Below are 26,933 nucleotides of genomic sequence, written 5' to 3'. Positions count from 1 at the left end.
AGAATTGCTGATGAGGTGTTCTTTGTCTCGTCCAGTCGTGCTATAGTGTCTCTTCGCATGACTGGCGATACGCCATCTCCGTGCATGCGGAGGGGCAGAGGTTTGTGAACAGGAGAGTCTGACATGGCAGTACCCAAGCAAAAGAAGGGCCGCGGCGCCACCCACACCCGTCGTTCGGCCAACAGCAAGCTCGAGGCCTCGGCCCGCTCCGTGTGCCCCCAGTGCGGCGCCCCCAAGCTCCCGCACCACGTGTGCCCCAACTGCGGTCACTACAAGGACCGCGAGGTCATCGTCACCGAGTAGGCGACGTCCGGCACCCATCAAGCGTTGAGCCTTCGGGGCCGTCCCATTCGGGGCGGCCCCGTTTCCTTGCCTAAAAGGGGACAGTCCCCTTTTAGGCAAGTCCCAGCGAGAAGAACGCGTGCCTGCTACTTGCGGCATAATGGAGGGGTATGTGACGGGGCGGGAGCGCCCCACTAAGGAGGAAGCATGACCACCATCTGCGTCGACGTCATGGGTGCGGACAAGGAGCCGCCCGTCCTTCTCGCGGGCGTCGAGGCGGCGCTCGCCGCCGACCCGGAGCTCGAGGTGCTCGTCGCCGGGGCGGCCGAGGTCGTGGAGCCCTTCGCGGCCTCGCACGGCCGCGCCCGCGCGCTCGTGACCACCGAGGTCATCGCCATGTCCGAGCACCCCGCCAACGCCGTGCGCGTGAAGAAGGACGCGAGCATCGTGCGCGCCGCCGCCGCCGTGCGCGCGGGCGAGGCCGACGGCCTCTTCTCGGCCGGCTCCACCGGCGCCGTGCTCACGGCCGCGACCTTCGGCGTGGGCCGCCTCAAGGGCATCAAGCGCCCCGCGCTCTCGCTGCCGTTCCCGGGCATCTCCGGCAAGCCGACCGTGTTTCTCGACATGGGGGCCAACGCCGACGTCAAGCCCGACGTCATGGTGCAGTTCGCCCACATGGGGCGCGCCTACAGCCACGCGGTCCTCGGCGTGGAGAGCCCGCGCGTGGGCCTGCTCTGCAACGGCTCCGAGGACACCAAGGGCTCGGAGATGGCGCTCGCCTATCACGCGGCGCTCGCGGCCGGCAACTGCGGCTTCGCGGGCAACGCCGAGGGTACCGACCTTCTGGCCGGGACCTTCGACGTCATCGTGGCGGACGGCTTCACCGGAAACGTTGCCCTGAAGTCCATCGAGGGCACGGGCAAGTTCGTCATCAAGCGCCTGAAGGCGGCGATGGGGGAGTCCCTCGGCAACAAGCTCGGCATGGCGCTGCTCGCCAAGTCGCTGAAGTCGCTCGCCGCCGAGATGTCCGGGGACGAGTACGGCGGCGCCATCCTGCTGGGCCTGCGGGCGCCCGTGGTGAAGGGCCACGGCGCCACGAGCGAGCGCGCCGTCTGCCAGGGCACGCTCGCCTGCGCGGCCGCCGTGCGCGCCGGGCTCACGGAGAAGATCGCCGCCGCCTGCGAGATCGCGGGCTAGCTCCGGGCGCGCGGGCGGCGCGCGCGGATGGGTAGAATCACGGGGGAGAGACCCCCTGGGAAGGAGACACCATGGATCATGAGGCCACGCTCGCAAAGGTCATCGAGGTCGTCGACGACACGCTGCAGCTCGGGGAGGGCGTCCAGCTCACCGAGGACACCAACCTCAAGGAGCTCGGCGCGGACTCCTTCGACCTGCTCGAGCTCGTGACGGCGCTCGAGGACGAGTTCGGCATGACGTTCGAGGACGACGCCGTGGGCAGCATCGTCACGGTGGGCCAGGTCGTCGCCGCCATCGAGGCCGCCAAGTAGGGGGCCCGTTCATTGAAGATGCACCAGAGGGTGGTCGCGGCCGAGGAGGTCTGCGGCCACCACTTCGAGAACCAGGACCTCATCGTGGCCGCGCTCACGCACCCCTCGGCCGCCGAGGGCAAGTCGCACGCGGCCTCCTACGAGCGCCTCGAGTTCCTCGGGGACTCGGTCCTCGGCGCCATCGTGGCCACCGACCTCTACGGGCGCTTCCCGGACATGGACGAGGGCGAGCTCACGCAGGCCAAGATCAGCCTCGTCTCGGGCAGGATGCTCTCGAGCGTGGCCGAGAAGATCGGCGTGGCCCCGCTCATCCTCATGGGCGAGTCCGAGCGCGGCACGGGCGCGCGCGGCATGCACTCAGCGCTCGAGAACGTCTACGAGGCCATCGTGGGCGCGCTCTACCTGGACGCGGGCTACGGCGTCACGCACGAGTTCGTCATGCGCACCCTCGGGCCCGAGGTCTCCCCGGCGCTCGCGAAGAAGCCCATCAGCCCCAAGTCGCGCCTGCAGGAGGTCGCCCAGCGCGACATGCACTGCGGGCCCGAGTACAAGCTCGTCTCGGAGGACGGCCCCGCCCACGACCCCACGTTCACCTCCGTGGCCATGGTGGGGGGCAGAAGGATCGGCCGCGGCTCCGGCCCCTCCAAGAAGTCCTCGGAGAGCGCCGCCGCGATCGACGCCCTCGTCCGGCTCGGCTATGCCGAGCAGGACGACTTCGAGGGCGCCGGCATCACCAACTAGCACGAAGGCAGGCCCCGTGTACCTCAAGTCGCTCACGCTCAAGGGTTTCAAGTCCTTCGCGGACAAGACGCAGATGGTCTTCGACCCCGGCCTCACCGTGGTTGTGGGCCCCAACGGGTCGGGCAAGTCCAACGTCTCCGACGCGATCCTCTGGGTCCTCGGCGAGCAGAGCGCCAAGCAGCTGCGCGGGCAGGCCATGGAGGACGTCATCTTCTCCGGCTCGTCGGCGCGCGGCGCCGTGGGCGTGGCCGAGGTGACGCTCGTGCTGGACAACTCCGACCACACGCTGCCGATCGACTTCGCCGAGGTGGGCATCACGCGGCGGATGTATCGCTCCGGCGAGTCCGAGTACCTCATCAACGGCGCACCCTCACGCCTCATGGACGTCCAGGACATCCTGCACGACTCGGGCCTCGGCAAGGACACGCACTCGATCATCTCCCAGGGCAAGCTCGACTCCATCCTCTCGAGCCGCCCCGAGGAGCGCCGCGCCCTCATCGAGGAGGCGGCCGACATCTCCAAGCACCGTCGCCGCAAGGAGCGGAGCCTCCGCAAGCTGGCCTCCATGGACGAGAACCTCTCGCGCGCCAAGCTCCTCTCGCGCGAGATCTCCCGCCAGCTCAAGCCCCTCGAGCGGCAGGTGGACAAGGCCAAGCGCGCCCACGACCTCGAGGACGAGCTCAAGGGGCTCAGGGTGCAGCTCGCCGTCGACGACCTGCGCACGCTCCAGGAGGGCTACAACCGCCTCTCCGCGCGCGGGCGCGAGGCCGACGCGGCCATCGAGCTCGCCCAGTACCGCTTCGACGAGAAGAGCGCGGAGCTCGAGAAGCTCCAGTCGCTGCTCGAGCAGAAGGGCCTCTTCGTGGGCGACCTCGGCGAGCAGCGCCGCCGCATGCAGGACCTCCTCGGCCGCATGGACTCAGACATGCGCCTGCTCGAGGAGAAGGGCAAGAACATGGTCTCGCGCCTCTCCGACATGCGGATGCAGCTCTCCGCGATGGAGAAGCAGCGCGCCGACGCCGCCTCCGAGCACGAGCGGCTCGCGGCGGAGCTCTCGGACACCGCGGTGCGCGAGGAGGACCTCAAGCGCCGCGCCGCCGAGCTCGCGTCCGCCTCGCACGAGGCCGTGGCGCGCCGCCGGGCGCTCGACGCCGAGATCGGACGCATCACCGCCGCCGAGCGCGCCGCCCGCTCCGAGGCCGACCGCGAGACGCTCGCCTACGCAAAGCTCGAGGAGCAGATCTCGAGCGCCGAGGTCGAGGACCAGATGTTCGTCTCGCGCATCGACCAGCTCGACGAGACCGCCCGGACCGCCGAGGAGGCCCTCGAGGAGCGCGCCTCGGCGGCGGAGCGCCTCGGGGGCGAGCTCGCCGCCGCCCGCGACCGGGCCGACGCGCTCGCGCGCGAGATCGCGACCCACGACGCCGCGCTCGCGCAGGCGCGCCGCGAGGAGTCCGCCGCCCGCGCCGAGCTCTCCTCGGCCGAGGCCACGCTCGAGGCGCTGCGCGCGGTCGACGCGGACGTGGAGTCCGCGAGCCCGCTCGTGGCCGCGCTCGCCGAGCGCGCCGCCGAGCGCGTCGAGTGCCGCCTCGCCGACCTCATCGACGCCGAGCCCGCGGTCGAGGAGCTCGTCGAGCGGCTCCTCGGCGACGACCTCGCGGCGCTCGTGGTCCCGGAGGGGGCGGACGCCGCGGAGCTCGCCGCCTCCGCACTCGGCCTCGCGGACGCCGGCGGCAGCGCGACCATCCTCGCCCGCGCCGCGGCCGCCCCCGCGCGCGGGGACGCGGGCGCCCCGGGCGAGCCGCTCCTCGCGCGCCTGCGCGTGCCCGACGGCGCGCGGGCGCTGCTCGAGGCCCTTCTCGGCGACGTCCGCCTCGTCGGCGGCGCGGCCGAGGCGGTGTCCGCGCACGCGGCCGACCCCACGCGCACCTACGTCTCCGCCGACGGCGTGACCGTCCTGCCCGACGGGCGCGTGCGCGTGGGCGACGCCCCCTCGGGCGAGGCCGGCGCGCTCGAGCGCAAGCGCCGCATCCGCGGGCTCGAGGGGGGCATGGCCGCCCTGCGCGCGGCGCTCGCCGCGGCGAGCGAGGGGGTCGCGGAGGCCGAGCGCGCGCTCTCCGCCGCGCGCGAGTCCGCGGCGTCCGCGAAGGGCGAGGTGGCGCGCCTCTCGGCCGAGCTCTCCTCGGCCACCTCCGAGCGCGGCCGGCTCGAGGCGCAGCTCGCGAGCGCCCGCTCGGAGCTCGCGCAGGTGGAGAAGCGCCGCGCGGCGTCGCGCGAGCGGGCCCGGGAGGCGCGCGAGAAGATCGACGGGCACCGCGCCGCCGCGCGCGCCGCCCGCGAGCGGGCCGACGAGCTCGCCTCCGAGCTCTCCGAGCGCTCCGAGGCCCACGAGGAGGCCATCCGCGAGCAGGGCAGGGCGAGCCGCGAGCTCTCCGACGCGCGCCTGGAGCTCGCCATGGCGTCCGAGCGCCGGGGCAACCTCGCCACGCGCGAGCGCGAGCTCTCGAAGCGCGTCGCGGAGCTCGACGAGCGGATCGAGGCCACGGAGCGCGGCTCGCGCTCGCTCGAGGTCGTCCGCCTGCGCGTGGACCCGCTCCACGACCGCTACGACGCCATCCGCTCGCGCGCCCTCGAGTGGGCCGCGCGCCTCAAGGACCGCGCGTCGCTCGCCGAGGCGGACTCCGACTCCCTCAAGCGCACGATCGGCGACGCCAAGGCGGCCGTGGGCGCGGCCTCCGAGGAGCTCGAGCGCGCGCGCAGCGCGGCCAACGAGGTCAAGGTGGACCTGGGCAGGCTCGAGGTCCAGGTGGAGACCGCGATCAACGCCATCACGGCGACCGGCGCCGTCCTCGACGACGCGCTCGCGATCCCCTCGCCGGAGGACCGCGACGCCGCCGAGCGCCGCGTCGCCGAGATCGTCCGGCAGCTCGAGTCCATCGGCCCCGTGAACGAGGTCGCCATGGACGAGTACCTGCGGCTCAAGCAGCGCCACGACTACATCGCCGAGCAGGTCGAGGACCTCGAGAGCGCGCGCGGCTCGCTCAAGAAGATCACGGCGGCGATCGAGCGCAAGATGCGCAACCGCTTCCTCGTGGTCTTCGACCAGGTCAACGAGAACTTCTCAGAGATCTTCTCGCTGCTCTTCCCGGGCGGCCAGGCGCACATCGAGATGACCGACCCGGACAACCCCTCCGAGACGGGGATTGAGATCGTGGCGCAGCCGCGCGGCAAGCGGCTCGCCAAGATGATGCTCATGAGCGGCGGCGAGAAGTCGCTCACGGCGCTCGCGCTGCTCTTCGCGGTCTACAAGGTCCGCACGGTGCCGTTCTACGTCTTCGACGAGGTCGAGGCGGCGCTCGACGACTCCAACCTCTCCAAGCTGCTCGACGCCATCGAGCGGCTCAAGGAGAGCACGCAGCTCATCGTGATCTCGCACCAGCGGCGCACGATGGAGCAGGCCGACGTCCTCTACGGCGTGTCGATGCAGGCCGACGGCGTGAGCCGGGTGGTCTCGCAGCGGCTCGACCGCGCGACAGGAAAGGTGGTAGATGCATAGATGGGCTTTCTCGACAGCCTGAAGAGGGGCCTCCAGCGCTCGCGCGAGGCCATCAATGAGATCTTCTACATGGGCGGCGAGGTCGACGAGGACTTCTGGGAGGACCTCGAGGACACGCTCGTCATGGGCGACATGGGCGCCGAGGTGGCCATGCGCGTGACCGACGACCTGCGCGAGCAGGCGGCCCGCGAGAACCTCTCCCGCGCCGAGCAGCTCCGCGACGCCCTCGCGCGCCGTCTGGCGGCGGAGTTTCCCGAGGCGGGCCGCGACCCGTTCTCCGACCTCCCGAGCACGGTGCTCTTCGTGGGCATCAACGGCGCCGGCAAGACGACCACGGTGGGCAAGCTCGCCGGGCGCGCCCGCGAGGCGGGCGTGACGTGCGTGATCGGCGGGGCCGACACGTTCCGCGCCGCCGCGATCGAGCAGCTCGAGGTGTGGGGCCAGCGCGCGGGCGTGGACGTCATCACCCGCGAGCGCGGGGCCGACCCGGCGAGCGTCTGCTACGACGTGGTGGACGAGGCCGAGCGCCGCGGCGCCCAGCTCACGCTCATCGACACCGCCGGGCGCCTCCACACCTCCTCCGACCTCATGCGCGAGCTCGCCAAGGTCGTGAACGTCACCAGGAAGCGCTCCGCCGCCCCCGTGGCGGTGGTGCTCGTCATCGACGCCACCACCGGCCAGAACGGCCTCAACCAGGCGCGCGAGTTCAACGACGCCCTCGAGCTCGACGGCCTCATCGTCACCAAGCTCGACGGCACGGCCAAGGGCGGGATCGCGCTCGCCATCTCCAGCCAGCTCGGCCTGCCGATCTACCGGATCGGCGTGGGCGAGTCCATCGACGACCTCCAGGCCTTTGACGCGCTCGACTTCTGCCGCGCGCTCGTGGGTGAAGGGATGTAGACCATGGCAGTGTTCAGCTCTCTCTCAGACCGCCTCCAGGACACCTTCGACTCCCTGCGCGGCAAAGGCCGCCTCACGGAGGACGACATCAACGTCGCCATGCGCGAGATCCGCATGGCCCTGCTCGAGGCCGACGTCAACTACCGCGTGGTCAAGGGCTTCGTGAGCCGCTGCAAGGAGCAGTGCCTCGGCGCGGACGTCCTCGACTCGCTCACGCCGGCGCAAAACGTCGTGCGCATCGTCCTCGACGAGCTCACCGTCCTTCTCGGCTCCACGGACTCCAAGCTCACGCTCGCCCAGAACCGCACGCCCAACGTCATCATGCTCGTGGGCCTGCAGGGCTCGGGCAAGACCACCGCCGCGGCCAAGCTCGCCTACCTCCTCAAGTCCCAGGGGCACAGCCCGCTGCTCGCCGCGTGCGACACGCACCGACCGGCCGCCGCCGACCAGCTCGCCACCCTCGGCGGCGAGATCGGCGTCTCGGTCTTCCGGGGCGACGGCAGGGACGCCGTGGCCGTGGCCGAGGGCGCCATCCGCGAGGCCGTCGACCACCTGAACGACATCGTGATCGTGGACACGGCCGGCCGCCTCCAGATCGACGAGGAGATGATGCAGGAGGCCGTGGCCATCAAGCAGGCCGTGCGCCCCGACCAGATCCTCATGGTCGTGGACGCCATGACGGGCCAGGACATCGTGAACGTGGTCACGGAGTTCGCCAACCGCGTGGACTTCGATGGCGTCATCATGTCCAAGCTCGACGGCGACGCCCGCGGCGGCGGCGCGCTCTCCGTGCGCGAGGTCACCGGCAAGCCGATCAAGTTCGTCTCGATGGGCGAGAAGCCCGACTCGCTCGAGGTCTTCCACCCCGACCGCATGGCCAAGCGCATCCTCGGCATGGGCGACGTGGTGGGCATCATCGAACAGGCCCAGAAGGTCGCCGACGAGCAGCAGATCGAGGACGCCGAGCGGATGCTGCGCGAGGGCTTCACGATGGACGACCTGCTCGCGCAGATGCAGCAGATTCGCAAGATGGGCGGCCTCCAGAAGATCATGGGCATGATCCCGGGCATGGAGCGGGCCCTCGCCCAGGCCCCCCAGGCCGTGGACGACTCCCAGATGACGCGCATCGAGGCCATCATCCGCTCGATGACCCGCGAGGAGCGCCTGCGCCCCAAGATCATCAACGGCCAGCGCCGCCGCCGCATCGCCGCCGGCTCGGGCCGCACCGTGCAGGAGGTCAACCAGCTCATCAAGCAGTGGGACGAGATGAACAAGATGGTCGGCCGCATGAAGGGCATGATGCAGCAGGGCGGCGGCCGTAAGGGCGCCAAGAAGGGGCGCCGCGCCATGCAGCAGATGATGCGCAACATGGGCGGCGGCAACGGGATGCAGTTCTAGGGCGCGTGCCCGCCGCGCCGGAGGAGATGTCGCCGGGCCCCGCAGCATGAGGTTGCGGGGGCCCGGCGACGTTTTTCGGGCTCAGAACGTCGCGAGTCCCCCGCAGGAAGGCTCTGCGGGGGACTCGCGACGGTTCTTCTCGCCAGGCCGCGGCCCGACGGGGGTGATGGGCTCGCCGCCTAGTAGTGGACCACCACGACGTCGCCGACCTTGGTGAGGTCGTAGAGCTCGGCGGCCTTGGAGACGGGCAGGTTCACGCAGCCGTGGCTGCCGTTGCCCTGGTAGATGGTCCCGCCGAAGTTTCTGCGCCAGTCGGCGTCGTGGAGCGCCACGAGGTTGCCCACGAAGGGGATCCAGTAGTTGACGTGGCTCTCGTAGTCGGGCTCGCCGTCCTCGTCGTAGTCAAGCCCCTTGAGCGTCTGGTCGAGCGCCTTGTAGGAGTTGATGGGGTTGACGCCCGTGGGCGTGTCGTAGCCCTGGGTGGGGTCGCCCGTGACGCAGGCGGACTCGAAGATGAGCGAGCTGTCGTCCCCGTACATGCGCACGTACTGCTCGGAGATGTCGATGTCGATGTAGCGGCTGCCCCAGTCGCGGCCCCCCTGGTCGGGGGCGAAGCCCGTGCTCTGCTTGAGCGGGATCTCGATCGCCTGCGCGGCGCCGCCCTGGATGGCGGAGACGAGCGCCGTCGTGGTCTCGGCCTCGTTGGTGACGATGCCCCACGATCCGCCGGAGACGCTCACCTGCTTGCCGTCGGCGCGGGTGTAGGTGCGGGTCTTGCCCACGGTGTCGAGCGCGCCCACGTTCTCGTGCACCCACTGGCCGATGGCCTCCTCGTCAAGCGCGACCGAGAGGTCCTCGCCGATCCTCACCCAGCTCGAGATGAGGTCGGGGCCCACGTCGAGCACGAGCTGGCCGCTGACGAGCAGGGTCGTACCCGCCGAGGCGAGGTAGGTGTTGGCGGCGTCCGCCGCGGCCTGGAGCGCGCTCGCGTCGGAGAGGCACTCGTCGCCGATCTCGACGGTGGGGGAGAGCTCGGCGACGGCCTGCCTCACGCGCTCGCAGACGGCGCCGGCGTCGAGCAGGCTCGCCGAGGCGTGCTCGTCCACCACGTAGGCGCCCGCCTCGGCGCTGTAGGAGACGCCCAGGCCCGTGGCCTCCTCGGCCGCGCGGACCCGCTCCTCCACGGCCGGCGTCACGATCTGCGCGAGCTTGTCGGCGTCGAAGGCGGGCTCGGCCTCGGGCGAGAGGTTGCGGGTCCCAAAGACTTCGAGGGGCCAGGCCCACGGGCTCACCTGCGCGAGCGCGGCCTCGGCATAGGCGGCGCCGTCGTAGGAGAGGCCGATCTCGGGGGCGGAGACGGTGAGGTCGAGGCCCTGCCCCGTGACGTGGAGGGAGTATCCGTCGAGCGACGCGGTCTTCTCCGCGGCGACCTCGTCGGCCGAGCGAAGGGAGACGTCCTGCCCCTCGAGCGTGGTCCCCGGCATGAAGCGCGACTGGAAGTAGACGGCCCCTCCCACGTAGGCCCCGGCGAGAAGGACGATGATGACGACGGGGATGACCCACAGCAGGCGCCGGCGGGGTCGCCCGGGCTCCGGGCCGTCGGCGAGGGGGGAGACGAAGGTGCTCTCGGGTCCGGGGACGAAGCACGCGTCGGGGGCGTCCTTCTCGGCGGGACGCGCGTTGGTCTGCTTCATGTGACTAGGCATGCGATCACCCTAGATGGTAGATGGCTCGTGTGCGGTTGCGTGGCGGCCGGCGGCCGTCTGGGCTATCGTACCCTAGAGGCGCGACACATTCTGCCCACATCGCGCGCTGGCATCAAAAGGGGGAGGAATGGCACACACCGTTCGGCTCGACACGCTCGACGACCCGAGGCTTGACGCCTTCGCCCGGCTCACCGACCACCAGCTGCGCGCCGGCGTCGAGGCGGGGCGGGGCCTGCTCGTGGCGGAGTCGCCGCTCGTCGTGGAGGTGGCGCTCGACGAGGGCGTGGAGCCGGTGTCGTTTCTCGTCGACGAGCGGCACCTCTCGACCTGCGGCTCGCTGCTCGAGCGCGCGGGGGACGTGCCCGCCTTCGTGCTTCCCGGCGCGCAGATGGAGCGGCTCTGCGGCTACCGGGTGACGCGCGGCTTTCTCTGCGCGATGCGCCGGCCGCGTCCACGCGCGGTTGAGGACGTGCTCGCGGGCGCCCGCAGGGTCGTCGTGCTCGAGGACCTGGTGGACGTGACCAACGTGGGGGCGCTCTTCCGCTCCGCCGCCGCGCTCGGCGCGGACGCCGCGATTCTCTCCCCGCGCTGCGCCGACCCCTACGTCCGGCGCGCCGTGCGCGTGTCGATGGGCTGCGTCTTCAAGCTCCCCTGGGCGCGGGCCGAGGCGGCCTCCTGGCCCGAGCTGACGCTCGACGCCCTGCGCGAGCGGGGTTTCTCGGTCCTGGCGCTCGCGCTTGAGGAGGACGCCGCGCCCCTCGACGACCCGGCGCTTCTCGCGAGCGAGAGGCGCGCCCTGCTCTTTGGCAGCGAGGGCTACGGCCTCTCGCACCGGGCGCTTGCCGCCTGCGACCGCTCGGTCATCATCCCGATGGCCCGCGGCGTCGACTCGCTGAACGTCGCCGCGAGCTCCGCCGTCGCGTTCTGGCAGCTCTTCCGCTGAGGTCGCGGCGCCCGCGCCTCTTTCGCGGCCCGCCCTGCGTCCGGCGTTTCCGGCGTGCTCTCCGCTTCGTGCTCATTTCCGGATTTGCGTACCGCTTCGTGCTCATTTCCGGAACTGAGTGCGCCCAACTGTCCCGGGGATGCTCGGATGCGGATTTGAGCGCCATCGGTCGCCCGAGTGGGCACTCAGTTCCGGAACTGCGTGCCACCTCGTGCTCAGTTCCGGATTTGCGCGGGGTCCCGTACTCAGATCCGCAACTGCGTGGGCCCGAGCGGCCAGGACGCGCCCGCCTCGGCAATGCGAGGCGCATCCTCGGGCGGCGAGGGCGCTCAGTTCCGCATCTGCGCACCGGGCGATACTCAGTTCCGCATCTGAGCACGGCCTGGCACGCAGGTGCGGGCCGGGGTCGCGGGCCTGGCCCGCGGGGCAAATCAGGGCCCCGTCCCCTCTGCGAGCAGCCGCGACCCCTCCATGAGCAGCGCGTCGGAGCGGCCGGTCCACGTGAGGCCGTCCGCCTGGTCGAGCTCCCGGCGCAGGCGCTCGCGACGCGCCCTTCTCGCCTCGCGGGCCCGCGCGTCGAGGCGCGGCTCCTCGATCCCGAGGTCGCGCCGTATGCGCGAGACGAGCCAGTCCAGGTAGCCGGGGTCGTCGTAGTGCTCCCTTGCGATCTCGTACGGCTTGATCCCGCAGGCGAGAAGCTCGTTTCTGCGATTGGTGTCCTTCCCCTCCTGCAGCTCGTCGCGATGGTAGCCTCCCTGGTAGTCGAGGGCGCACCCGCGAAACGGCATGGACCCCGCGGGGGCGTCGGCGGGCGCGAGCAGCATGATGTCAGGCTTTCTGATGCGCTCCCGCGCCTCGCCGAGCACGGCGCCGGCGCGCTCCACGAGGACGGGGTCGTTGAGCCCCACGACCTCGAGCCCATAGCCGCCGAGCCGCGGGCAGAACTCGAGCCGGTGCACGGTCCTGCTCTCGCGGGGCGACCCCGATTGGGCGCGCGCACGCAGGAGCGCCCGGCGGAGCTTGGCGGCGCCGCGGCAGGGCCCCATGAGGTCGAGGTAGCCCTCGATCCTCTCGATGCTCGTGAGCGGGTCGCGGCGCTTGACGAGCCCCTTTGCGGCGCGCGGCTGGATGCCGTAGTGGCCGCACAGCTCGTCCACGAGCAGGAGCAGCTCAAGGTCACTCGCGTACTCCGCCATCTGGAGCGCGACGAGCTCCGGCGTCGCGCAGAGGGCGTCGGGCGCGAGCGAGAAGAACGAGCCCGGTGGATACGAGGGCCGCGCCTGGTGCGCGACGAGGAGCTCGGAGCGGTGGCGGGCCGTCTCGCCGGAGACGATCACGTGGTGGGGCGGCCTCACCGAAGAGAGAGGCTCGAGTCGTGCCAGGATCGCCGCGGCCCCTGCGGGGTCCGGCATGCGCTCCGGGGCGGGGAGGGCCTCGCGGCGCCGGCCCCGTTCGAGGAGCCGCGGCGCGCTCCAGCAGCGGAGCACATCAAGTGCGGTGGTATGAGAAAGGCAGATGGTCATCATGGCACGAGCGTAGCGCGCGTTCGGGCCGTGGGCGCGGCGATTGCCCGATTTCTCGCCAGCTCGCTGCCACGAGGCGGACGCCGCGCTGACCAAATCACATATCCGCGCAGGTCGCGTTGGTTGACATAAGGTATGCGCCGCGAAAGTTTGCGCCATGGGAGGACCGCTCACGCCGCATGTGCGACCGCCTGCGGCGCCTGACGGCCCCTGGGCGGTCTGGGGCCGCGCGGACGGGTCCCAGACCGTCGCGGCGCGCCGCGCTCAGATGCGGAGCCGAGCTCCGGCGGCCACGCAGTTCCGCATCTGAGCGCGGGAGGTCGCTCAAATCCGGATGTGCGTCCCTCCCGGCCCGTCTTCCGATGGCAAAGGGACGCTTTTGGCGAGAAGAACCGGCGACCTTACGAAAGAGGGGACCCTCGGGCTTTGGTCGGCCACGCAGTTCCGCCCCAGCCGCAGCTCCGTCGAGCCTGCGGCCCTGCCCGCACGCAAACGCCGAGCCCCTCCCCCACGCGATTTCTGCGAAGCAGTGAGCGGTGAGGGAGGGGCTCGGCGTTTGCGTGCGGGCTTGCGGTGCCGCTACTCGGCCGGCTTGGGCATCTTGGGGGCGAAGCCGTCGTCGCGGGTGAGGATGTTCATGAACTCGTCGCCCGTGATGGTCTCCTTCTTCTGAAGGTAGTGGGCGATCTCGTGCAGCTTGAAGCGGTTCTCGCGCAGCGTCCTGAGCGCGGTCTGATGCCCCTCCTCTACGAGGCGCTGCACCTCGGCGTCAATCTCCTGGGCGGTGCCCTCGGAGCACGTGAGCTGCTGGCCTCCGCCGAGGTAGCGGCTCGCGGGCTGGCCGAGCTGGACCATGCCGAACTTGTCCGACATGCCGTACTGCGTGACCATGGCGCGCGCGAGCTGCGTGGCCTTCTCGATGTCGTTGGAGGCGCCGGTGGTCATCTCGCTGAAGATGAGCTCCTCGGCGGCGCGTCCGCCGCAGAGCACGGCGATCTTGTCCTTGGCCTCCTGGCGCGTGGTGAGGAAGTGCTCGTCCTCCTCGACCTGCATGGTGAAGCCAAGCGCTCCCGAGGTGCGCGGCACGATGGTGATCTTCGAGACGGGCGCCGAGCCCTTCTGCATCGCCGCAACGATGGCGTGGCCGGTCTCGTGGTAGGAGACGACCTCCTTCTCGTGCTGGGAGAGCACGGTGGACTTCTTCTTCTCGCCCGCGATGACCACGTCGACGGACTCCAGCAGGTCCTCCTGCGTGACGCGGCTGCGGCCGAAGCGCACGGCGCGCAGTGCGGCCTCGTTGATGATGTTCGCGAGGTCGGCTCCCGAGGCGCCGGGCGTGGAGCGCGCCACGACGCCGAGGTCGATGCCCGGCTCCATCTTCACGTCGTTGGCGTGGATCTTGAGGATGGCCTCGCGGCCGACGAGGTCGGGGAGCTCCACCGGGATGCGACGGTCGAAGCGGCCCGGACGAAGCAGCGCCTGGTCGAGCGTCTCCGGCCGGTTGGTGGCGGCCAGGACGACGATGCCCTTGTGGTTGTCGAAGCCGTCCATCTCGGAGAGGAGCTGGTTCAGGGTCTGCTCGCGCTCGTCGTTGGAGCTGAGCGAGGAGTCGCGGCGCTTGCCCACGGCGTCGATCTCGTCGATGAAGACGATGCAGGGGGCCTTCTCGCTCGCCTGCTTGAAGAGGTCGCGCACCTTGGCGGCGCCGCGGCCGACGAACATCTCCACGAAGGCCGATCCGGCGATCTGGAAGAACGTGACGCCCGCCTCGCCGGCGACAGCCTTGGCCAGGAGCGTCTTGCCCGTGCCCGGAGGGCCCACGAGCAGGGCGCCGCGGGGGCAGCGCGCGCCGATCTCGTTGTACTTCTCGGGGTTCTTGAGGAAGCTCACGATCTCCTCGAGCGACTCCTTGGCCTCGTCCTGGCCGGCCACGTCCTTGAACGTGACGCCGGTCTCCTCGCCCTTGATCTCCTTGGCGTTGGACTTGCCGAGGCCGCCGCCCATGCCGAAGCCGCCCCCGCCGAAGTTCATCGAGGGGCCGTCGTCGCCCATGGCCTTCTTCATGCGGCGGTTGAGCCACCAGCCGATGCCGAGGAAGATGAGGATGGGCAGGCCGTAGGAGATGAGCAGCATGAGCCACACGTCCCCGGAGGTGTCCGGGATGTTGGCGTCGGCGTCCACGTTGTGCTCGTCGAGCCGCTCGATGAGCGTGCTGTCGCCCGGCCACATCGTGGTCTCGTAGATCTTCTCGCTCTCGCCCTCACCGGTCGTGAAGGTGAGGGTGTTGTCCCCGGTGTTGAGGTCGACCTTCTTGACCTGGCCCTCGTCGACCATCGTGAGGAACTCGGTGTAGCTCACGTCCTGCACCTGGCGCGCGGTGAGGTTGGTCCCGAGCGTCTGGCTGATCGCGAGGTACGCGATGATCGCGATCAGGACGTAGAGCAGCATCGAGCGCCGCCTCTTGTTCTCGTTCATGTCCATGAGTTGCGGTTACCCTTCGTGCGTGTCCTTGCTTGGATTCTTTGATACCCAGTTTATCGGCCCTTAGTTCCGGGACAGACAATCTCCCGCTTTTGCCCTGGTGGGGGGCGACCTGACAAAGGTGACAGGGCAAACTGTCATGAAGCGCGGGGCTCAGGGCCGCGCCCCGGCGCGCTCCGGCAGCTCGCCCGTGCGGTACGCGTCGAGCAGCGCCCGCAGGTCAGAGATCTGCTCGCGGATGTCGGCGCCCGTGTCGGTGTCGTTGATCGTGAGCGGGCGCGGGTTCACCTCGAAGCGGTCGTCGTCGCTCATGATGTCCGTGTTGAGGTCGAGCACGTCGGCGATCGAGCCGAAGGGGCGGTGCGCCTTGATGCGCATGCCGTGCGGGTCGGCGATGAGCGTGTAGCCGGCGATCCCCGTCGTCTTGTGGTAGGCCTGGCAGAAGCCGCCGTCGATGACGATGAGGTGCCCGCCGGCCCGCACGGCCTTCTCGCCGTCGGCGGCGTGGACCGGCGTGTGGCCGTTGATGATGTGGCCGCGCTCCGGGTCGACGCCGAACTCCTCGAGGATGCGCCGGCAGACCCGCGCGTCGTCCGTGAGGGCGTAGTAGGGGTCGCGCGGCTCGGCCCAGGTGGAGCGGTCGCGGAAGTAGGTGCGCTCGAAGGTCTTCATCACGCGGCCCGACAGCGGCGAGTAGCGGCCGCACCAGAGGTACCACATCCAGTCGAGCGAGACCTCGTCGTGCTCGTGCCAGGCGCGCCGGGCGAGGCGGTCGGCGTAGTCGTAGTAGGCCTTGCCGGCGAGGAGCTGCCCCTGGTGGTTCACGGGGTGGAAGGTCCCGTCCTCGTTCATGGGGACGCACGCGTGGAAGAGCACGTCGTCGTTGTGGACGAGGTAGGCGCTGCCGCGCTCGTAGAGGAAGTTCACGTGCGCCTGCAGCTTGTACGAGGTGCGCACGGCCTCGAGCAGGTTGTCCATGACGCGGACCTCGTCCTCGGAGAGGGCGTAGGGGTCGGACCAGTCCACGGTGGGAAAGTCGCTCGAGACGAGCTCGTAGGCGCGCCCGCCCACCACGCACACGCCGCGCGCGGGGTCCACGCGCCCGAGCAGCAGCCGGTCCTCCATGTGCCAGTTGGGGTGGCGCTGGATCGTCTGCCCCTCGAGCTTGAAGAGGATGACCGAGATGGCCTTCTCCATCGGCGTCATGGCGTCGTCGGCCGCGTACGTGGCCTCGGCGAACAGGGCGAGCTCGCGCAGGGAGACGCCGTAGGCGCTCTCGAGGATCTTGAGCGAGTCGTAGCGGATGTTGTTGCGGATCACGGCCGCGAGGCACGTGGCCGAGCCCGCCGCGGCGCCCATCCAGACGATGTCGTGGTTGCCCCATTGCAGGTCCACGGAGTGGTACTCCATCAGGCGGTCCAAGATCTTGTCCGCGTGGGCGCCCCGGTCGAAGACGTCGCCCACGAGGTGGAGGTGGTCCACGGCGAGCCGCTTGATGAGCGAGGCCAGGCTCACGATGAAGTCGTCGGCCGAGCCCGTGTCCACGATCGTGTCGATGATGCGCTGGTGGTAGCGCTGGCGCTGCTCGCCCTCGCCGGGCGCGGCGTGGAGCAGCTCGTCGATGATGTAGGCGTACTCCACCGGCATGGCCTTGCGGACCTTGGAGCGGGTGTAGGAGTCGGAGAGGTAGCGCGCCAGGCGCACGAGCCGCATGAGCGTGATGGCGTACCACTCCGCGCTCACGACGCCCGCGGCCTTGAGGCGGCGGAGCTTGCGGTGCGGGTAGTAGATGAGCGTGCAGAGGTCCGCCTGCTCGTCGTGGGTGAGCTCAAAGCGAAACGTCGCCGCCACGCGCTCGCGGATGACGCCCGAGCAGTTGTTGAGGATGTGCTTGAAGGCGTCGTACTCGCCGTGGACGTCGGACACGAAGTGCTCGGTGCCCTTGGGCAGGTTGAGGATGGCCTCGAGGTTGATGATCTCCGTGTAGGCCGACTGCGCGGTGGGGAACTTCTCGGAGAGCAGCTCGAGGTACTTGCGGTCAGGCATGCGGGTCCCCTCTCTGTGTGTAACCCCTTCATCATGGGCGCGCGGCATCGATCGGGGCAACCAGTTTTCGGCGAGCAGAACCACGGGATGCCTTGCGCGCCGCACGCCCGCTGACCGACGTTTGGGGAGTGTTCAGAATGTTGTAGCAACAAGTGCACAGGGGGGCTACGTATATTAATGCTCATCTTGATTTTGCATTTATAGAGGAGGCGTGTCATGAGGGCGAACGGGCGCGGGCTGTTGGGCCGCCTTGCCATTCTCACGATTGTTATCGGTCTGCTGCCGCTGGGGCTAGGGGCCGCGGTTCCCGGGGCACTCCCGTGCGCATACGCCGAGGAGCAGGGCGACATGCCGCCCGTCGCCCCCGAGGACGTGGTCGATCAGGGAACGTGCGGGGAGAGCGTGGAGTGGTCCCTGGACAGGTTCGGCGTGCTGAGAATAACGGGCGAGGGTGCGATCAGCTTCGAGGGGACCACCGCTCCCTGGAACGTCTCGCATGAGGACGACATCCGCTTCGTCATCGTGGGGGAGGGGATTACTCACTTCCCGGGGTTTTGCTTCACGTCACCGGATATCAAGGCGATATTCTTCACGGGTCCTTTTGTGCCGGGTTACGAGAAGTACTTCTCGTCGAATACGTTTATCACGTTCGAGGGAACGGGCTATTTCCGTAAGGGAGACACCACGTGGGATGACGCCTTTCTTGTTGGCAGCCAGTCCCCCAAGGCATATCCGCCCGGAATGACTACCGTCGACTGGAGTGAGGTTGAGGACATCGGGGTCTGCGGTGAGGATGCGTTCTGGACCTACGGCAACGGGACGCTCACAATCAAGGGCTCCGGCGCCGTGGACTCGAGCGGCTGGTATGACCACCGGGAATCAGTTGCTTCAATCGTGGTCGAGGAAGGCGTCACGTCAATCGAGGATTTCAGCAATTTCCCCGAATTGACGTCCGTCTTGCTGTCCTCGACGATCGTTGAGATGGGCGAGGGCGCCTTCCGAGGATGCGAGAAGCTCGCCGAGCTGACGCTTCCTGCTGGGCTCAAGAGTCTTCCTGCGGACTCGTTCCATGGTTGCTCCGCCCTGGGATCGGTGACGTTTGGCGAGTCGCTTGTCTCCATCGGAAGCAACGCGTTCTACGACTGCTTCTCGCTCGAGGGCGTCGAGCTTCCGAGCGGTCTCAAGACGATTGGCGAGGATGCGTTCCGCAACTGCGGCGAGCTCACGACGATCGAGATTCCCGGCTCCCTCGAATCGATTGGGAGTGGAGCCTTTTCCGGTTGTGCCCAGCTGAATCGTATTGACTTTCTTGGTGCTCTGCCTCAAATCTCCTCTGATGCCTTCAGGGACGTAACTGCCTCCGTGGTACACCATCAGGGTGGCGAGGACTGGGATGGCCTCAACAAGGCTAACGACTTTGGCGGTAACCTCACGTGGTACGGCGTCGCGGAGGACGGATCCCTCGTCGAGGACTCGTACGTGTGCCCCGGCTACTACGATCCGATTGAGCTGGCTCCAAGCACCTGGGACACGCAGTCAAACTATCCTACCGAGTACGTTGCTTGGCACTTTACCGTTCCAGAGGATCAGAGCGTAAAGCTTGCGTACAGCTATGACTACGACGAGGGTTGTACTCATCACATGGGCAGCCTCAGGCTGATGTCAACCGTGGGAAACGAGGGAAACGAACTCTGGCTTGAGGTGTTCTCGCCCGTGCTCACGGAAAACGGTGAAATCTATTACAAGACGTTCACGCTTGAGGCGGGGGACTACTACCTGCTTGGCTCGCTGGATAACACCCATGGTAACGCCTATTCCTCGTTCAGTGTGAAGTTCACGCTCGAAGGGAAGGGCGGCTCGCCGACCCCCTCTGGATCACAGCCAATGTATCGCTGCTACAACCCTTGGACCGGCGAGCACTTCTACACGGCCTCGGGCGAGGAGTACTACAACCTTTGCTTCGCGCCCGGTGGCGGTTGGAACGCCGAGGGTGTGGGCTGGACCGCTCCTGCGTCCGGCGCTCCGGTCTATCGTCTCTACAACCCATTCGCCGAGGGTGGCGATCATCACTACACGCTCTCCTGGGACGAGTGCGTCCACCTCACCTCTCTTGGGTGGCACTACGAGGGCATTGGCTGGTACTCAGCGAGTGACTCCATGGGCAACCCCAAACCTGGTGCGAAGCCGCTCTACCGTCAGTACAATCCCTACGCGAGGACCGGCACGCACAACTACACCGCGAGCAAGGAGGAGAACGACCACCTCGTTTCCGTTGGCTGGCGCGAGGAAGGCATTGGCTGGTACGGTCTCTGAAATATACGTTCCTGATCTTACGCGCGCGGGGCATGGCATTTCGGCCATGCCCCGCGCTCTTATTTTGAGAAGAGCGGCTGGTCGGCCGGTCCCCGCCGTCTAAACGTGCTACCATGCTGCAACAGGCGTTGACGGGGAGAGTACCCGGGGGCGCGCGACCAAGAGAGAGCGGGGACGGTGGGAGCCCGCGGTCGCGTCCCGGCGAAGATCACCCCCGAGCCGCGGCCCCAAAGCGTGTCGGGAGGACGTTCTTCTCGGTGCGCGAGTAGGCGTCGCCGGAGTGGCCGCCGACACAGGCCAGCCGAGTACGGCGGATGTCCGCTCGCTGGGTGGTTCACAAGCGAAGTGCCTTGGAAGCGCTTCGTCCCAGCACGTGGGACGGGGCGCTTCTCGCGTTCCGGAGGATGGGAAGAGAGGAAAGCGTGGCCAAGAACGAGTACAAGAAGACGACCAACCTGCCGAGCACGGGCTTTCCCATGCGCGCCAGCCTGGCCCAGAACGAGCCCAAGCGCCTGGCGATGTGGGAGGAGAACCACGTCTACGAGCAGATGATCGCCAAGAACGAGGGGCACGAGAAGTTCGTCCTGCACGACGGCCCCCCGTACGCCAACGGCCCCATCCACCTGGGCCACGCGCAGAACAAGATCTCCAAGGACATCATCAACCGCTACTGGTCCATGCGCGGCTACCAGACGCCGTACGTCCCCGGCTGGGACTGCCACGGCCAGCCGATCGAGCACAAGGTCGAGACCATGCTCGGCACGGAGAAGTTCAACCAGCTCCCCACCGAGAAGGTCCGCGAGCTCTGCCGCACGATGGCCGTCGAGCAGGTGGACACCCAGCGCCAGGGCTTCAAGCGCCTGGGCGTCCTCGGCGAGTGGGACAACCCCTACCTCACCTACGTGAACGACTACGACGCCACGGACGTGGAGATCTTCAAGGCCATCTTCGACGCCGGCGCCATCACGCAGGGCTCCAAGCCCGTGCACTGGTGCAGCCACTGCCACACGGCCCTCGCCGAGGCGGAGATCGAGTACTCCGACGAGGTCAGCCCCGCCATCTTCGTGCGCTTTGAGATGACCACGGTGCCCGCGGGCCTCGAGGAGTGGGCCGGGCGCCTGTGGGTGGACATCTGGACCACCACGCCCTGGACGCTTCCCGCCGACGACGCCGTGATCTGCCACCCCGAGGCCACCTACGTGGCGCTCGTGCACGACGGCCGCGCCGAGATCGTGGCCGAGGCGCTGGCCGACCGCCTGGTCGAGAAGTTCGGCTACGGCGAGAAGGTCCTCGTGGCCGGCGCGGACGGCACCCCCTGGCGCGCCACCGGCGAGGCCCTCGCGCACAACCGCTACAAGCAGCCGATCTTCGGTGAGCAGGGCGAGACGGGCGAGTTCATCTACGCCGACTACGTCACCCTCGATGACGGCACGGGCATCGTGCACTGCGCGCCCGGCCACGGCGTGGACGACTACCTCGCCGGCCAGAAGTTCGGCATCCCCACGGTCATGCCGGTGGATGACGACGGCCGCTTCTTCGTGGGCGACGGCATGGGCACGGGCGGCCCGTGGTCCGGCATGGAGGTGAACGAGGCCAACCCCAAGATCATCGAGTGGCTGCGCGAGCGCGGCACGCTGATCCTCCACGAGGACATCAACCACAGCTACCCGCACTGCTGGCGCTGCAAGGAGCCGGTCATCTTCCGCGCCACGAGCCAGTGGTTCGTCTCGATGGACAAGCCCCTGCGCGGTGGCAAGAGTCTCCGCGAGCAGGCGCTCGAGGAGCTCTCCAAGGTGAAGTTCTACCCGAGCCACGCCATCAAGCGCATCGGCTCGATGGTCGAGGGTCGCCCGGACTGGTGCATCAGCCGCCAGCGCAACTGGGGCGTGCCCATCCCCGCCTTCACCTGCGCCGACTGCGGCGAGACCGTCATGAACGACGACACGCTCGACGCCGTGATCAAGCTCTTCCGGGAGAAGGGCTCCGACGCCTGGTTCACCGACGACCCGGCGAGCTACCTGGGAGAGGCCTGCGTCTGCCCCAAGTGCGGCGGGCACCACCTCAAGGCCAACAGGGACATCCTGGACGTGTGGTGGGACTCCGGCGTCTCCCACACGGCCGTCTGCCGCCACCGCGACAACCTCACGTTCCCGGCGGACATGTACCTCGAGGGCTCCGACCAGCACCGCGGCTGGTTCATGAGCTCGCTCATGACCTCCGTGGGCGCCTATGGCGTGGCCCCGTACAAGTCCGTGGTCTCCCAGGGCTTCACGCTCGACGGCCAGGGGCGCAAGATGTCCAAGTCGCTCGGCAACGTGATCGACCCCAACAAGGAGTGCGACACCCGCGGCGCCGACATCCTGCGCCTGTGGGTCACCTCCGTCGACACCTCCAACGACATCCCCTGCGACGGCCAGATCCTCGACCACGTGGGCGAGGCCTACCGCCGCTTCCGCAACACCCTGCGCTTCCTCCTGGGCGAGATCGAGGGCCAGTTCGACCCGGCGACCGACGCCGTGCCCTACGACGAGCTCATGCCCTACGACAAGCTCACCCTGGCGCGCCTCTGCCAGGTCCACGACCAGGTGAGCGCCGCCTATGAGTCCTACCGCTTCAACGTTGTCTACCGCACCCTCTACGACTACGTGATCACGGAGCTCTCCAACGGCTACCTCAACGCCACCAAGGACCGCGTCTACTGCGGCGAGAAGAACTCCTTCGAGCGCCGGAGCGCCCTCACCGTCTGGGCGCAGATCCTCTCCATGCTGGTGCACGACCTGCAGCCCATCCTCGTCTACACCACCGACGAGGCCATGAGCTACCTCCCCGAGAGCCTGCGCGACGGCCAGGAGTACGCCGCCCTTCTCGACTGGTACCAGGCGCCCTGGACCGCCGAGGAGTACGGGCCCTACCTGGCCGCCTATGACGCCGTGGTGGAGGCGCGCGCCGCCTTCACCAAGGCCTACGAGGCCGCCATCGCCGACGGCACGCTCGCCGAGAAGACCACGCAGGCCGCCCGCGCCGCCCTCACGGTGCCGGCCGAGGCCCATGCGCTTCTCTCCGGGCCGCTGGGCTGCGACCTCGCGGAGCCCTTCGTCTGCTCCGAGGTTGAGCTCGCCCGGGGCGAGGAGCTCTCCTGCGCCGTGGAGCCCGCGGCGGGCGAGAAGTGCCCGCGCTGCTGGAACTTCCGCGAGCTCGGCGAGGACGGCCTCTGCGAGCGCTGCTCGCACGCCGTGGCCGCGCTCGGGGACGCGGAGTAGCGCGTGGCCGCGGCCGACCCCTCGGCTTCCGCCCGCGCGCGGCGGCTGGCGCTCTTCGCGCTGGTCGCCGCCGCGGTCGTGGCGCTCGACCAGCTGAGCAAGGCCGCCGCGCGCGCCGCGCTCGTCCCCGGCGAGCCCGTCGCGCTGATTCCGGGCGTGATGGACCTCTCCCTCGTCTACAACACGGGCGCCGCCTTCTCGCTCGGGGAGGGCGGCGGCCCCGTCTTCGTGCTGCTCGCGGCGGCGATCCTCGTGGCGGGGGCCGCGGTCGCGTGGCGGCGCGCCGACGTGCCGCTGCCGCTCGTGCTCACGGTGGCCGCCGTCGCCGGCGGCGGCGCGGGCAACGCGATCGACCGCGTGGCGCTCGGCGCCGTCACGGACTTCTTCAAGACGACCTTCGTGGACTTCGCCGTCTTCAACGTGGCCGACATCTTCGTGACCTGCGGCGTTGCGGCGGCCGTCGTGCTCTACTGGCGCTGGGATGCCGCCCGCGAGCGCGCCCGCGCGGGGGAGTAGCGCCCGCGCCGCGCCGCCGCGCGTGCTACGATAGCCTGCCAGCAGACCCCGTCCCGCCGCCGAGAGGAGCCGCATGGCGCAGCGCATCGCCAACCTGCTCGTGGACCCCGCCGCCGACGGCATGCGGCTCGACGCGTTTCTCGCCACGGGGGAGGGCATGCCCTCGCGCTCGGCCTGCGCCCGGCTCGTGGAGGAGGGCGCCGTCACCATCAACGAGACGCCCGCCACCTCAAAGTCGGAGAGGGTCCTGCTGGGCGACCGCGTCCGCGCCACGCTCGACGAGCCGGACCCCGAGCCCATGGGCGGCCTCATCGCCCCCAACCCCTACATCCCGCTCGACGTGCGCTTCGAGGACGACTACCTCATCGTGCTCTCCAAGCAGGCGGGGCTCGTCTGCCACCCGAGCCCGGGGCACGTGGACGACACCCTGGCCAACGCGCTCGTGGCGCACTGCGGCTACGCGCACCTCGGCATGCTCCAGGGCGAGGAGCGCCCGGGCATCGTGCACCGCCTGGACATGGACACCTCGGGCCTCATGGTGGCCGCCAAGGACGACGCCACGCAGAGGGCCCTGCAGGACCTGATCCGCCTGCGCGTGCTCGACCGCCGCTACGTCACGCTCACGCACGGCTACGTGGCGCACGACGAGGGCACCGTCGTCACCGGGATCGCCCGCTCCACGCGCGACCGCGTCCGCATGGCGGTCTCGGACGCCCCCGGCGCGCGCGAGGCCATCACCACCTTCCGCGTCCTCGAGCGCTTCGAGGCCGGCCGGCGCGACGAGGGCTACACGCTCATGGAGTGCCACCTCTACACCGGGCGCACGCACCAGATCCGCGTGCACATGCGCCACATCGGCCACGCCCTCGTGGGCGACCCGCTCTACGGGCGCGGCGACGAGCGGCTGAACCTCGGGCTCGCGCGGCAGTTCCTCCACTCGTGGCGCATCGGCTTCGACCACCCGGCGACGGGCGAGCGCATCGCGATCGCCGACCGTCTGCCGGACGACCTTCTCGCTATACTAGAGGGGCTGGAAGAGCGCTCGATGGGCCGGACCGCGGCGGGGGATGAGATCTGCCCCGCGCTCGGCGCCGGGGCGTAGGGGCGCGAGAAGGACCGCGAGCAGACCGCGAGGGGTGGCCATGCCCATGATGGAGTTCAACAGACTCGGCCTCACGCCGATCGTCATCTTCAACCTGATCATCTGGCTCTTCTTCACGCTCGCGTACTTCTACCAGATCGTCTACGTGGTACGCGTCATGTTCCGCGGGACGGTGACGCTGCCCAAGGCCAAGAAGCAGCATCGCTACGCGTTCTTCATCTCGGCGCACAACGAGGAGCTTGTCATCGGCAACCTCGTGCGCTCCATCCTCGCGCAGGACTACCCGCGCGAGCTCATGGACGTCTTCGTGGTCTGCGACGCCTGCACGGACAGCACGCACGAGGAGGCCGAGAAGGCCGGCGCCATCGTCTGGGACAGAAACGACCTCGCGCGGCGCGGCAAGAGCTGGGCGCTCGACTACGGCTTCGACCGCATCCTCAACGAGTACGGCGACAAGTACGAGGCCTTCGTCGTCCTGGACGCGGACAACCTCGTCTCCAAGGACTTCATCTCCGTGATGAACCAGGCCTTCGACGCGGGCTACCTCGTCTGCACCGGCTACCGCAACTCCAAGAACTTCGACTCCTCCTGGGTGAGCGCCGCCTACGCCCTCTGGTTCATGCGCGAGGCCAAGTTCCTCAACAACGCCCGCATGATGGTGGGCACGAGCTGCGCCATCTCCGGCTCCGGCTGGATGGTCTCCGAGCGCATCGTGCGCGGCATGCACGGCTGGGACTTCCACACGCTCACCGAGGACATCCAGTTCTCCACCTTCTGCTGCGCCAACAACGTGCAGATAGGCTACGCGCCGGCCGAGTTCTTCGACGAGCAGCCCGTTACCTTCAAGGCCTCCTGGACGCAGCGCATGCGCTGGACCAAGGGCTTCTACCAGGTGTTCTTCTCGTACGCGCGCGACCTTGTGAAGGGCATCTCCAAGGGCCGCTTCGCGAGCTACGACATGCTCATGACGGTGGCGCCGGGCATGATCTTGACGCTGCTCTCGTTCTTCGTGAACGCCACGTACCTCATCGTGGGCTCGCTCTCCCACGGCTTCATCGCCACCCAGGGCGAGCTCAACATGTGCGTGGGCTCGCTCATCATGACCTTCGCGTCTATGTACGTCGTGTTCTTCATCCTTGCGATTATCACCACGGTCTCCGAGCGCAAGAAGATCCACGCCAAGAAGAAGTGGCGCGTGGTGGCTAACCTCTTCACGTTCCCGCTCTTCATGATGACCTACATCCCCATCACGGTGGCGGCGCTCTTCAAGAAGGTCGAGTGGGTCCCCACCAAGCACGACATCGCCGTCAACGTGGACGACATCGTGAGCGGCTCCGGCGCGTAGCCAAAGGGGGGACGTGTTTTTTCGCCCCGAAGATCCGGCGCGCTCTCGCAGCGGGAGTGCGCCGGATCTTCGGGTTGCGGGTGATGCTCCTTCGGCCGTGGCGCGTTTCTGACCTGCGGCGTCCTTCTCGTTCCTACGATGGTTCCAACCTCGTGGAAGGAGAAGGGCATGGCGAGAAGAACATCGGAGGAGAGGGCCTACCCCCTCTTCAGGCCGAGCGCGCGCAACCTCGCGCTGGCGCTCGGCGTGGCGTCCGGGACCGTGCTGTCGGCCGGTGCGGCGTACCTGCTGGGCGCGATCGTGGACGGGCTGGCGTCGGGCGCGCCTGCGCTCGGGGAGACGGCAGGGAGGTTGGCGGCGTTTCTCGTGGTGTCGCTTGCGGCCGCGCTCGCGAAGTTCGCACTTGACGACTGGCTGCCGCTCAAGGCCAACCTCCGCGCGGAGGTGGACGCCTCGGACGAGGCTATCGACCAGCTGCTGGCCATGCCGCAGCGCGCCTTTGAGCGCCACGACGCCGGGCACTTCCTCAACGTGGTCAACGCCGCCGCGTTTGGCTACGGCTCGATGTCCGTCTACCTGAGCGTGAACGTGGTGGGGTGCGTGATCGCGGTCGTGGCGCTGCTGGGCTGCGCCGCGGCGATCGACGTCCTGCTCGTGCCGGTCTTTCTCTGTGGCCTGGTCGTGTACTTCGCGGTCAACTGGGGCCCCATGCACTCCGCCGGGCGCCTGCTCATGGAGATGATGCCCGTGAGCGAGGCCTGGCAGGAGGAGGTCCGCCGGCTCGTGGAGGAGAAGCGCGTCGCCAACGCGGCGGGTGCCGAGGGGTTCTACGAGCGGCGCTTTGCAAAGAGCACGGACGCGTACCGCGCGTTTCTCCGCCGGTACCGCCTCTCCGACACCGCGCAGACGACGCTTCCCGCCGCCGTGTCGCCGGCGCTCCAGGTCGCGGCGCTCGCCGTGTGCGTGGCGCTCTGGGCCGCGGGACAGATCACGCTCGGGGCGGTCGTCGCGGCATGGCAGCTCTTCTCGCTGCTGCAGTCGCCCATGGCGGACCTCTGCTCGTTCGTGAGCTTCTACGTTGCCAGCCGACCGAACCTCGTCCTGCTGCGCGAGCACGCGGGGGAGGCCGAGGAGCCCTCCGGCTTCGGGGCGCTCGCGGCGCGCGCCGACGCGGGTCCCGTGGCGTGCGTCGACGGGACCCTCTGGGCCACGCCCGAGCGCGGCGAGGGAGGCAAGCGCCTCTTCGCGGGGGAGCTCGAGGTGCGTCCCGGCGAGCTCGTCGTGATCAAGGGCGCCAACGGCACGGGCAAGTC

Annotated in this window: 18 protein-coding genes; 14 read left to right on the top strand and 4 right to left on the bottom strand. The window is 69.1% G+C overall.

The genetic code is table 11. The features are described 5' to 3' along the window. Window positions 1-123 precede the first annotated feature (123 nt). The 7 genes from rpmF (at window position 124) to ffh (ending at window position 8,385) form a co-directional block, all read left to right on the top strand. Window positions 124-303, top strand: a complete 180-nt coding sequence (gene rpmF, locus H6A23_RS10105) for a 50S ribosomal protein L32 (RefSeq protein WP_075280041.1) — start codon at window positions 124-126, stop codon at window positions 301-303. Between the two features lie 186 nt (window positions 304-489). Further along, the gene (plsX, locus tag H6A23_RS10100) at window positions 490-1,479 is read left to right on the top strand and encodes a phosphate acyltransferase PlsX (protein WP_204832051.1); all 990 of its coding nucleotides are present in this window, start codon (window positions 490-492) and stop codon (window positions 1,477-1,479) included. Window positions 1,480-1,550: 71 nt separating this feature from the next. Then, window positions 1,551-1,790: an acyl carrier protein gene (locus H6A23_RS10095; RefSeq protein ID WP_204832050.1), complete on the top strand. Its 240-nt coding sequence runs from the start codon at window positions 1,551-1,553 to the stop codon at window positions 1,788-1,790. 12 nt (window positions 1,791-1,802) lie between these two features. Then, window positions 1,803-2,531, top strand: coding sequence for a ribonuclease III (rnc, locus tag H6A23_RS10090; protein WP_204832049.1), 729 nt, complete (start codon window positions 1,803-1,805; stop codon window positions 2,529-2,531). 16 nt (window positions 2,532-2,547) lie between these two features. Further along, window positions 2,548-6,087, top strand: a complete 3,540-nt coding sequence (smc, locus tag H6A23_RS10085; protein WP_204832048.1) for a chromosome segregation protein SMC — start codon at window positions 2,548-2,550, stop codon at window positions 6,085-6,087. Continuing rightward, window positions 6,088-6,987: a signal recognition particle-docking protein FtsY gene (ftsY, locus tag H6A23_RS10080; RefSeq protein WP_204832047.1), complete on the top strand. Its 900-nt coding sequence runs from the start codon at window positions 6,088-6,090 to the stop codon at window positions 6,985-6,987. It abuts the gene before it with no gap. Between the two features lie 9 nt (window positions 6,988-6,996). After that, a complete protein-coding gene (gene ffh, locus H6A23_RS10075) occupies window positions 6,997-8,385 on the top strand; it encodes a signal recognition particle protein (RefSeq protein ID WP_204832069.1) in 1,389 nt (462 codons plus the stop codon). Between the two features lie 179 nt (window positions 8,386-8,564). Here the strand turns inward: ffh and H6A23_RS10070 are convergent, their stop codons facing one another. Further along, a complete protein-coding gene (locus tag H6A23_RS10070) occupies window positions 8,565-10,091 on the bottom strand; it encodes a L,D-transpeptidase family protein (protein WP_204832046.1) in 1,527 nt (508 codons plus the stop codon). Between the two features lie 127 nt (window positions 10,092-10,218). Between H6A23_RS10070 and H6A23_RS10065 the strand changes: the two genes are divergently transcribed. Further along, complete coding sequence (locus tag H6A23_RS10065) at window positions 10,219-11,034, top strand: TrmH family RNA methyltransferase (RefSeq protein ID WP_204832045.1); 816 nt, start codon at window positions 10,219-10,221, stop codon at window positions 11,032-11,034. Window positions 11,035-11,465: 431 nt separating this feature from the next. On the opposite strand, the gene H6A23_RS10060 is transcribed toward H6A23_RS10065, so the two are convergent. The 3 genes from H6A23_RS10060 to H6A23_RS10050 all read right to left on the bottom strand — a co-directional run bounded on the left by H6A23_RS10060 (window position 11,466) and on the right by H6A23_RS10050 (window position 17,084). After that, window positions 11,466-12,446, bottom strand: a complete 981-nt coding sequence (locus H6A23_RS10060; protein ID WP_204832044.1) for a hypothetical protein — start codon at window positions 12,444-12,446, stop codon at window positions 11,466-11,468. 690 nt (window positions 12,447-13,136) lie between these two features. After that, a complete protein-coding gene (gene ftsH / locus H6A23_RS10055) occupies window positions 13,137-15,038 on the bottom strand; it encodes an ATP-dependent zinc metalloprotease FtsH (RefSeq protein WP_204832043.1) in 1,902 nt (633 codons plus the stop codon). Window positions 15,039-15,191: 153 nt separating this feature from the next. Continuing rightward, on the bottom strand, window positions 15,192-17,084 hold the full coding sequence (locus H6A23_RS10050; protein WP_353653059.1) for a fructose-1,6-bisphosphatase: 1,893 nt from the start codon (window positions 17,082-17,084) through the stop codon (window positions 15,192-15,194). A gap of 216 nt (window positions 17,085-17,300) precedes the next feature. Here H6A23_RS10050 and H6A23_RS10045 point away from each other — a divergent pair, with 216 nt between their 5' ends. The 6 genes from H6A23_RS10045 to H6A23_RS10020 all read left to right on the top strand — a co-directional run. Next, window positions 17,301-19,397, top strand: coding sequence for a leucine-rich repeat domain-containing protein (locus tag H6A23_RS10045; protein WP_204832041.1), 2,097 nt, complete (start codon window positions 17,301-17,303; stop codon window positions 19,395-19,397). A gap of 404 nt (window positions 19,398-19,801) precedes the next feature. Beyond that, window positions 19,802-22,657 (top strand): isoleucine--tRNA ligase, encoded by a 2,856-nt coding sequence (gene ileS, locus H6A23_RS10040; protein WP_204832040.1) that lies wholly within the window; start codon window positions 19,802-19,804, stop codon window positions 22,655-22,657. A 3-nt stretch (window positions 22,658-22,660) separates the two neighbouring features. Beyond that, window positions 22,661-23,173 carry a signal peptidase II gene (gene lspA / locus H6A23_RS10035; protein ID WP_353653058.1) on the top strand — a complete coding sequence of 171 codons (513 nt, stop codon included), beginning with the start codon at window positions 22,661-22,663 and terminating at the stop codon, window positions 23,171-23,173. Window positions 23,174-23,246: 73 nt separating this feature from the next. After that, window positions 23,247-24,275: an RluA family pseudouridine synthase gene (locus H6A23_RS10030; RefSeq protein ID WP_204832039.1), complete on the top strand. Its 1,029-nt coding sequence runs from the start codon at window positions 23,247-23,249 to the stop codon at window positions 24,273-24,275. Window positions 24,276-24,324: 49 nt separating this feature from the next. Beyond that, entirely contained in the window at window positions 24,325-25,620 is a 1,296-nt protein-coding gene (locus H6A23_RS10025) for a glycosyltransferase family 2 protein (RefSeq protein WP_435793494.1), read from the top strand. 168 nt (window positions 25,621-25,788) lie between these two features. Then, window positions 25,789-26,933: ABC transporter transmembrane domain-containing protein (locus tag H6A23_RS10020; RefSeq protein ID WP_204832037.1), on the top strand; the 1,145-nt coding region annotated here is incomplete at its 3' end.

Source organism: Olsenella uli (assembly GCF_016900775.1).
In the GTDB taxonomy this organism is placed as follows: domain Bacteria; phylum Actinomycetota; class Coriobacteriia; order Coriobacteriales; family Atopobiaceae; genus Thermophilibacter; species Thermophilibacter uli_A.
This window is presented reverse-complemented; position numbering and strand designations above follow the sequence as displayed.

What these genes read in the sequence shown, in the direction of transcription:
- H6A23_RS10065 (WP_204832045.1), top strand. Translation starts at nt 10,219, where the DNA reads ATGGCACACACCGTTCGGCTCGACACGCTCGACGACCCGAGGCTTGAC.
- plsX (WP_204832051.1), top strand. Translation starts at nt 490, where the DNA reads ATGACCACCATCTGCGTCGACGTCATGGGTGCGGACAAGGAGCCGCCC.
- H6A23_RS10050 (WP_353653059.1), bottom strand. Translation starts at nt 17,084, where the DNA reads ATGCCTGACCGCAAGTACCTCGAGCTGCTCTCCGAGAAGTTCCCCACC.
- H6A23_RS10025 (WP_435793494.1), top strand. Translation starts at nt 24,325, where the DNA reads ATGGAGTTCAACAGACTCGGCCTCACGCCGATCGTCATCTTCAACCTG.
- H6A23_RS10030 (WP_204832039.1), top strand. Translation starts at nt 23,247, where the DNA reads ATGGCGCAGCGCATCGCCAACCTGCTCGTGGACCCCGCCGCCGACGGC.
- H6A23_RS10045 (WP_204832041.1), top strand. Translation starts at nt 17,301, where the DNA reads ATGAGGGCGAACGGGCGCGGGCTGTTGGGCCGCCTTGCCATTCTCACG.
- H6A23_RS10095 (WP_204832050.1), top strand. Translation starts at nt 1,551, where the DNA reads ATGGATCATGAGGCCACGCTCGCAAAGGTCATCGAGGTCGTCGACGAC.
- H6A23_RS10060 (WP_204832044.1), bottom strand. Translation starts at nt 12,446, where the DNA reads ATGCCGGACCCCGCAGGGGCCGCGGCGATCCTGGCACGACTCGAGCCT.
- ftsY (WP_204832047.1), top strand. Translation starts at nt 6,088, where the DNA reads ATGGGCTTTCTCGACAGCCTGAAGAGGGGCCTCCAGCGCTCGCGCGAG.
- ftsH (WP_204832043.1), bottom strand. Translation starts at nt 15,038, where the DNA reads ATGGACATGAACGAGAACAAGAGGCGGCGCTCGATGCTGCTCTACGTC.
- rpmF (WP_075280041.1), top strand. Translation starts at nt 124, where the DNA reads ATGGCAGTACCCAAGCAAAAGAAGGGCCGCGGCGCCACCCACACCCGT.
- ileS (WP_204832040.1), top strand. Translation starts at nt 19,802, where the DNA reads ATGGGAAGAGAGGAAAGCGTGGCCAAGAACGAGTACAAGAAGACGACC.
- H6A23_RS10070 (WP_204832046.1), bottom strand. Translation starts at nt 10,091, where the DNA reads ATGCCTAGTCACATGAAGCAGACCAACGCGCGTCCCGCCGAGAAGGAC.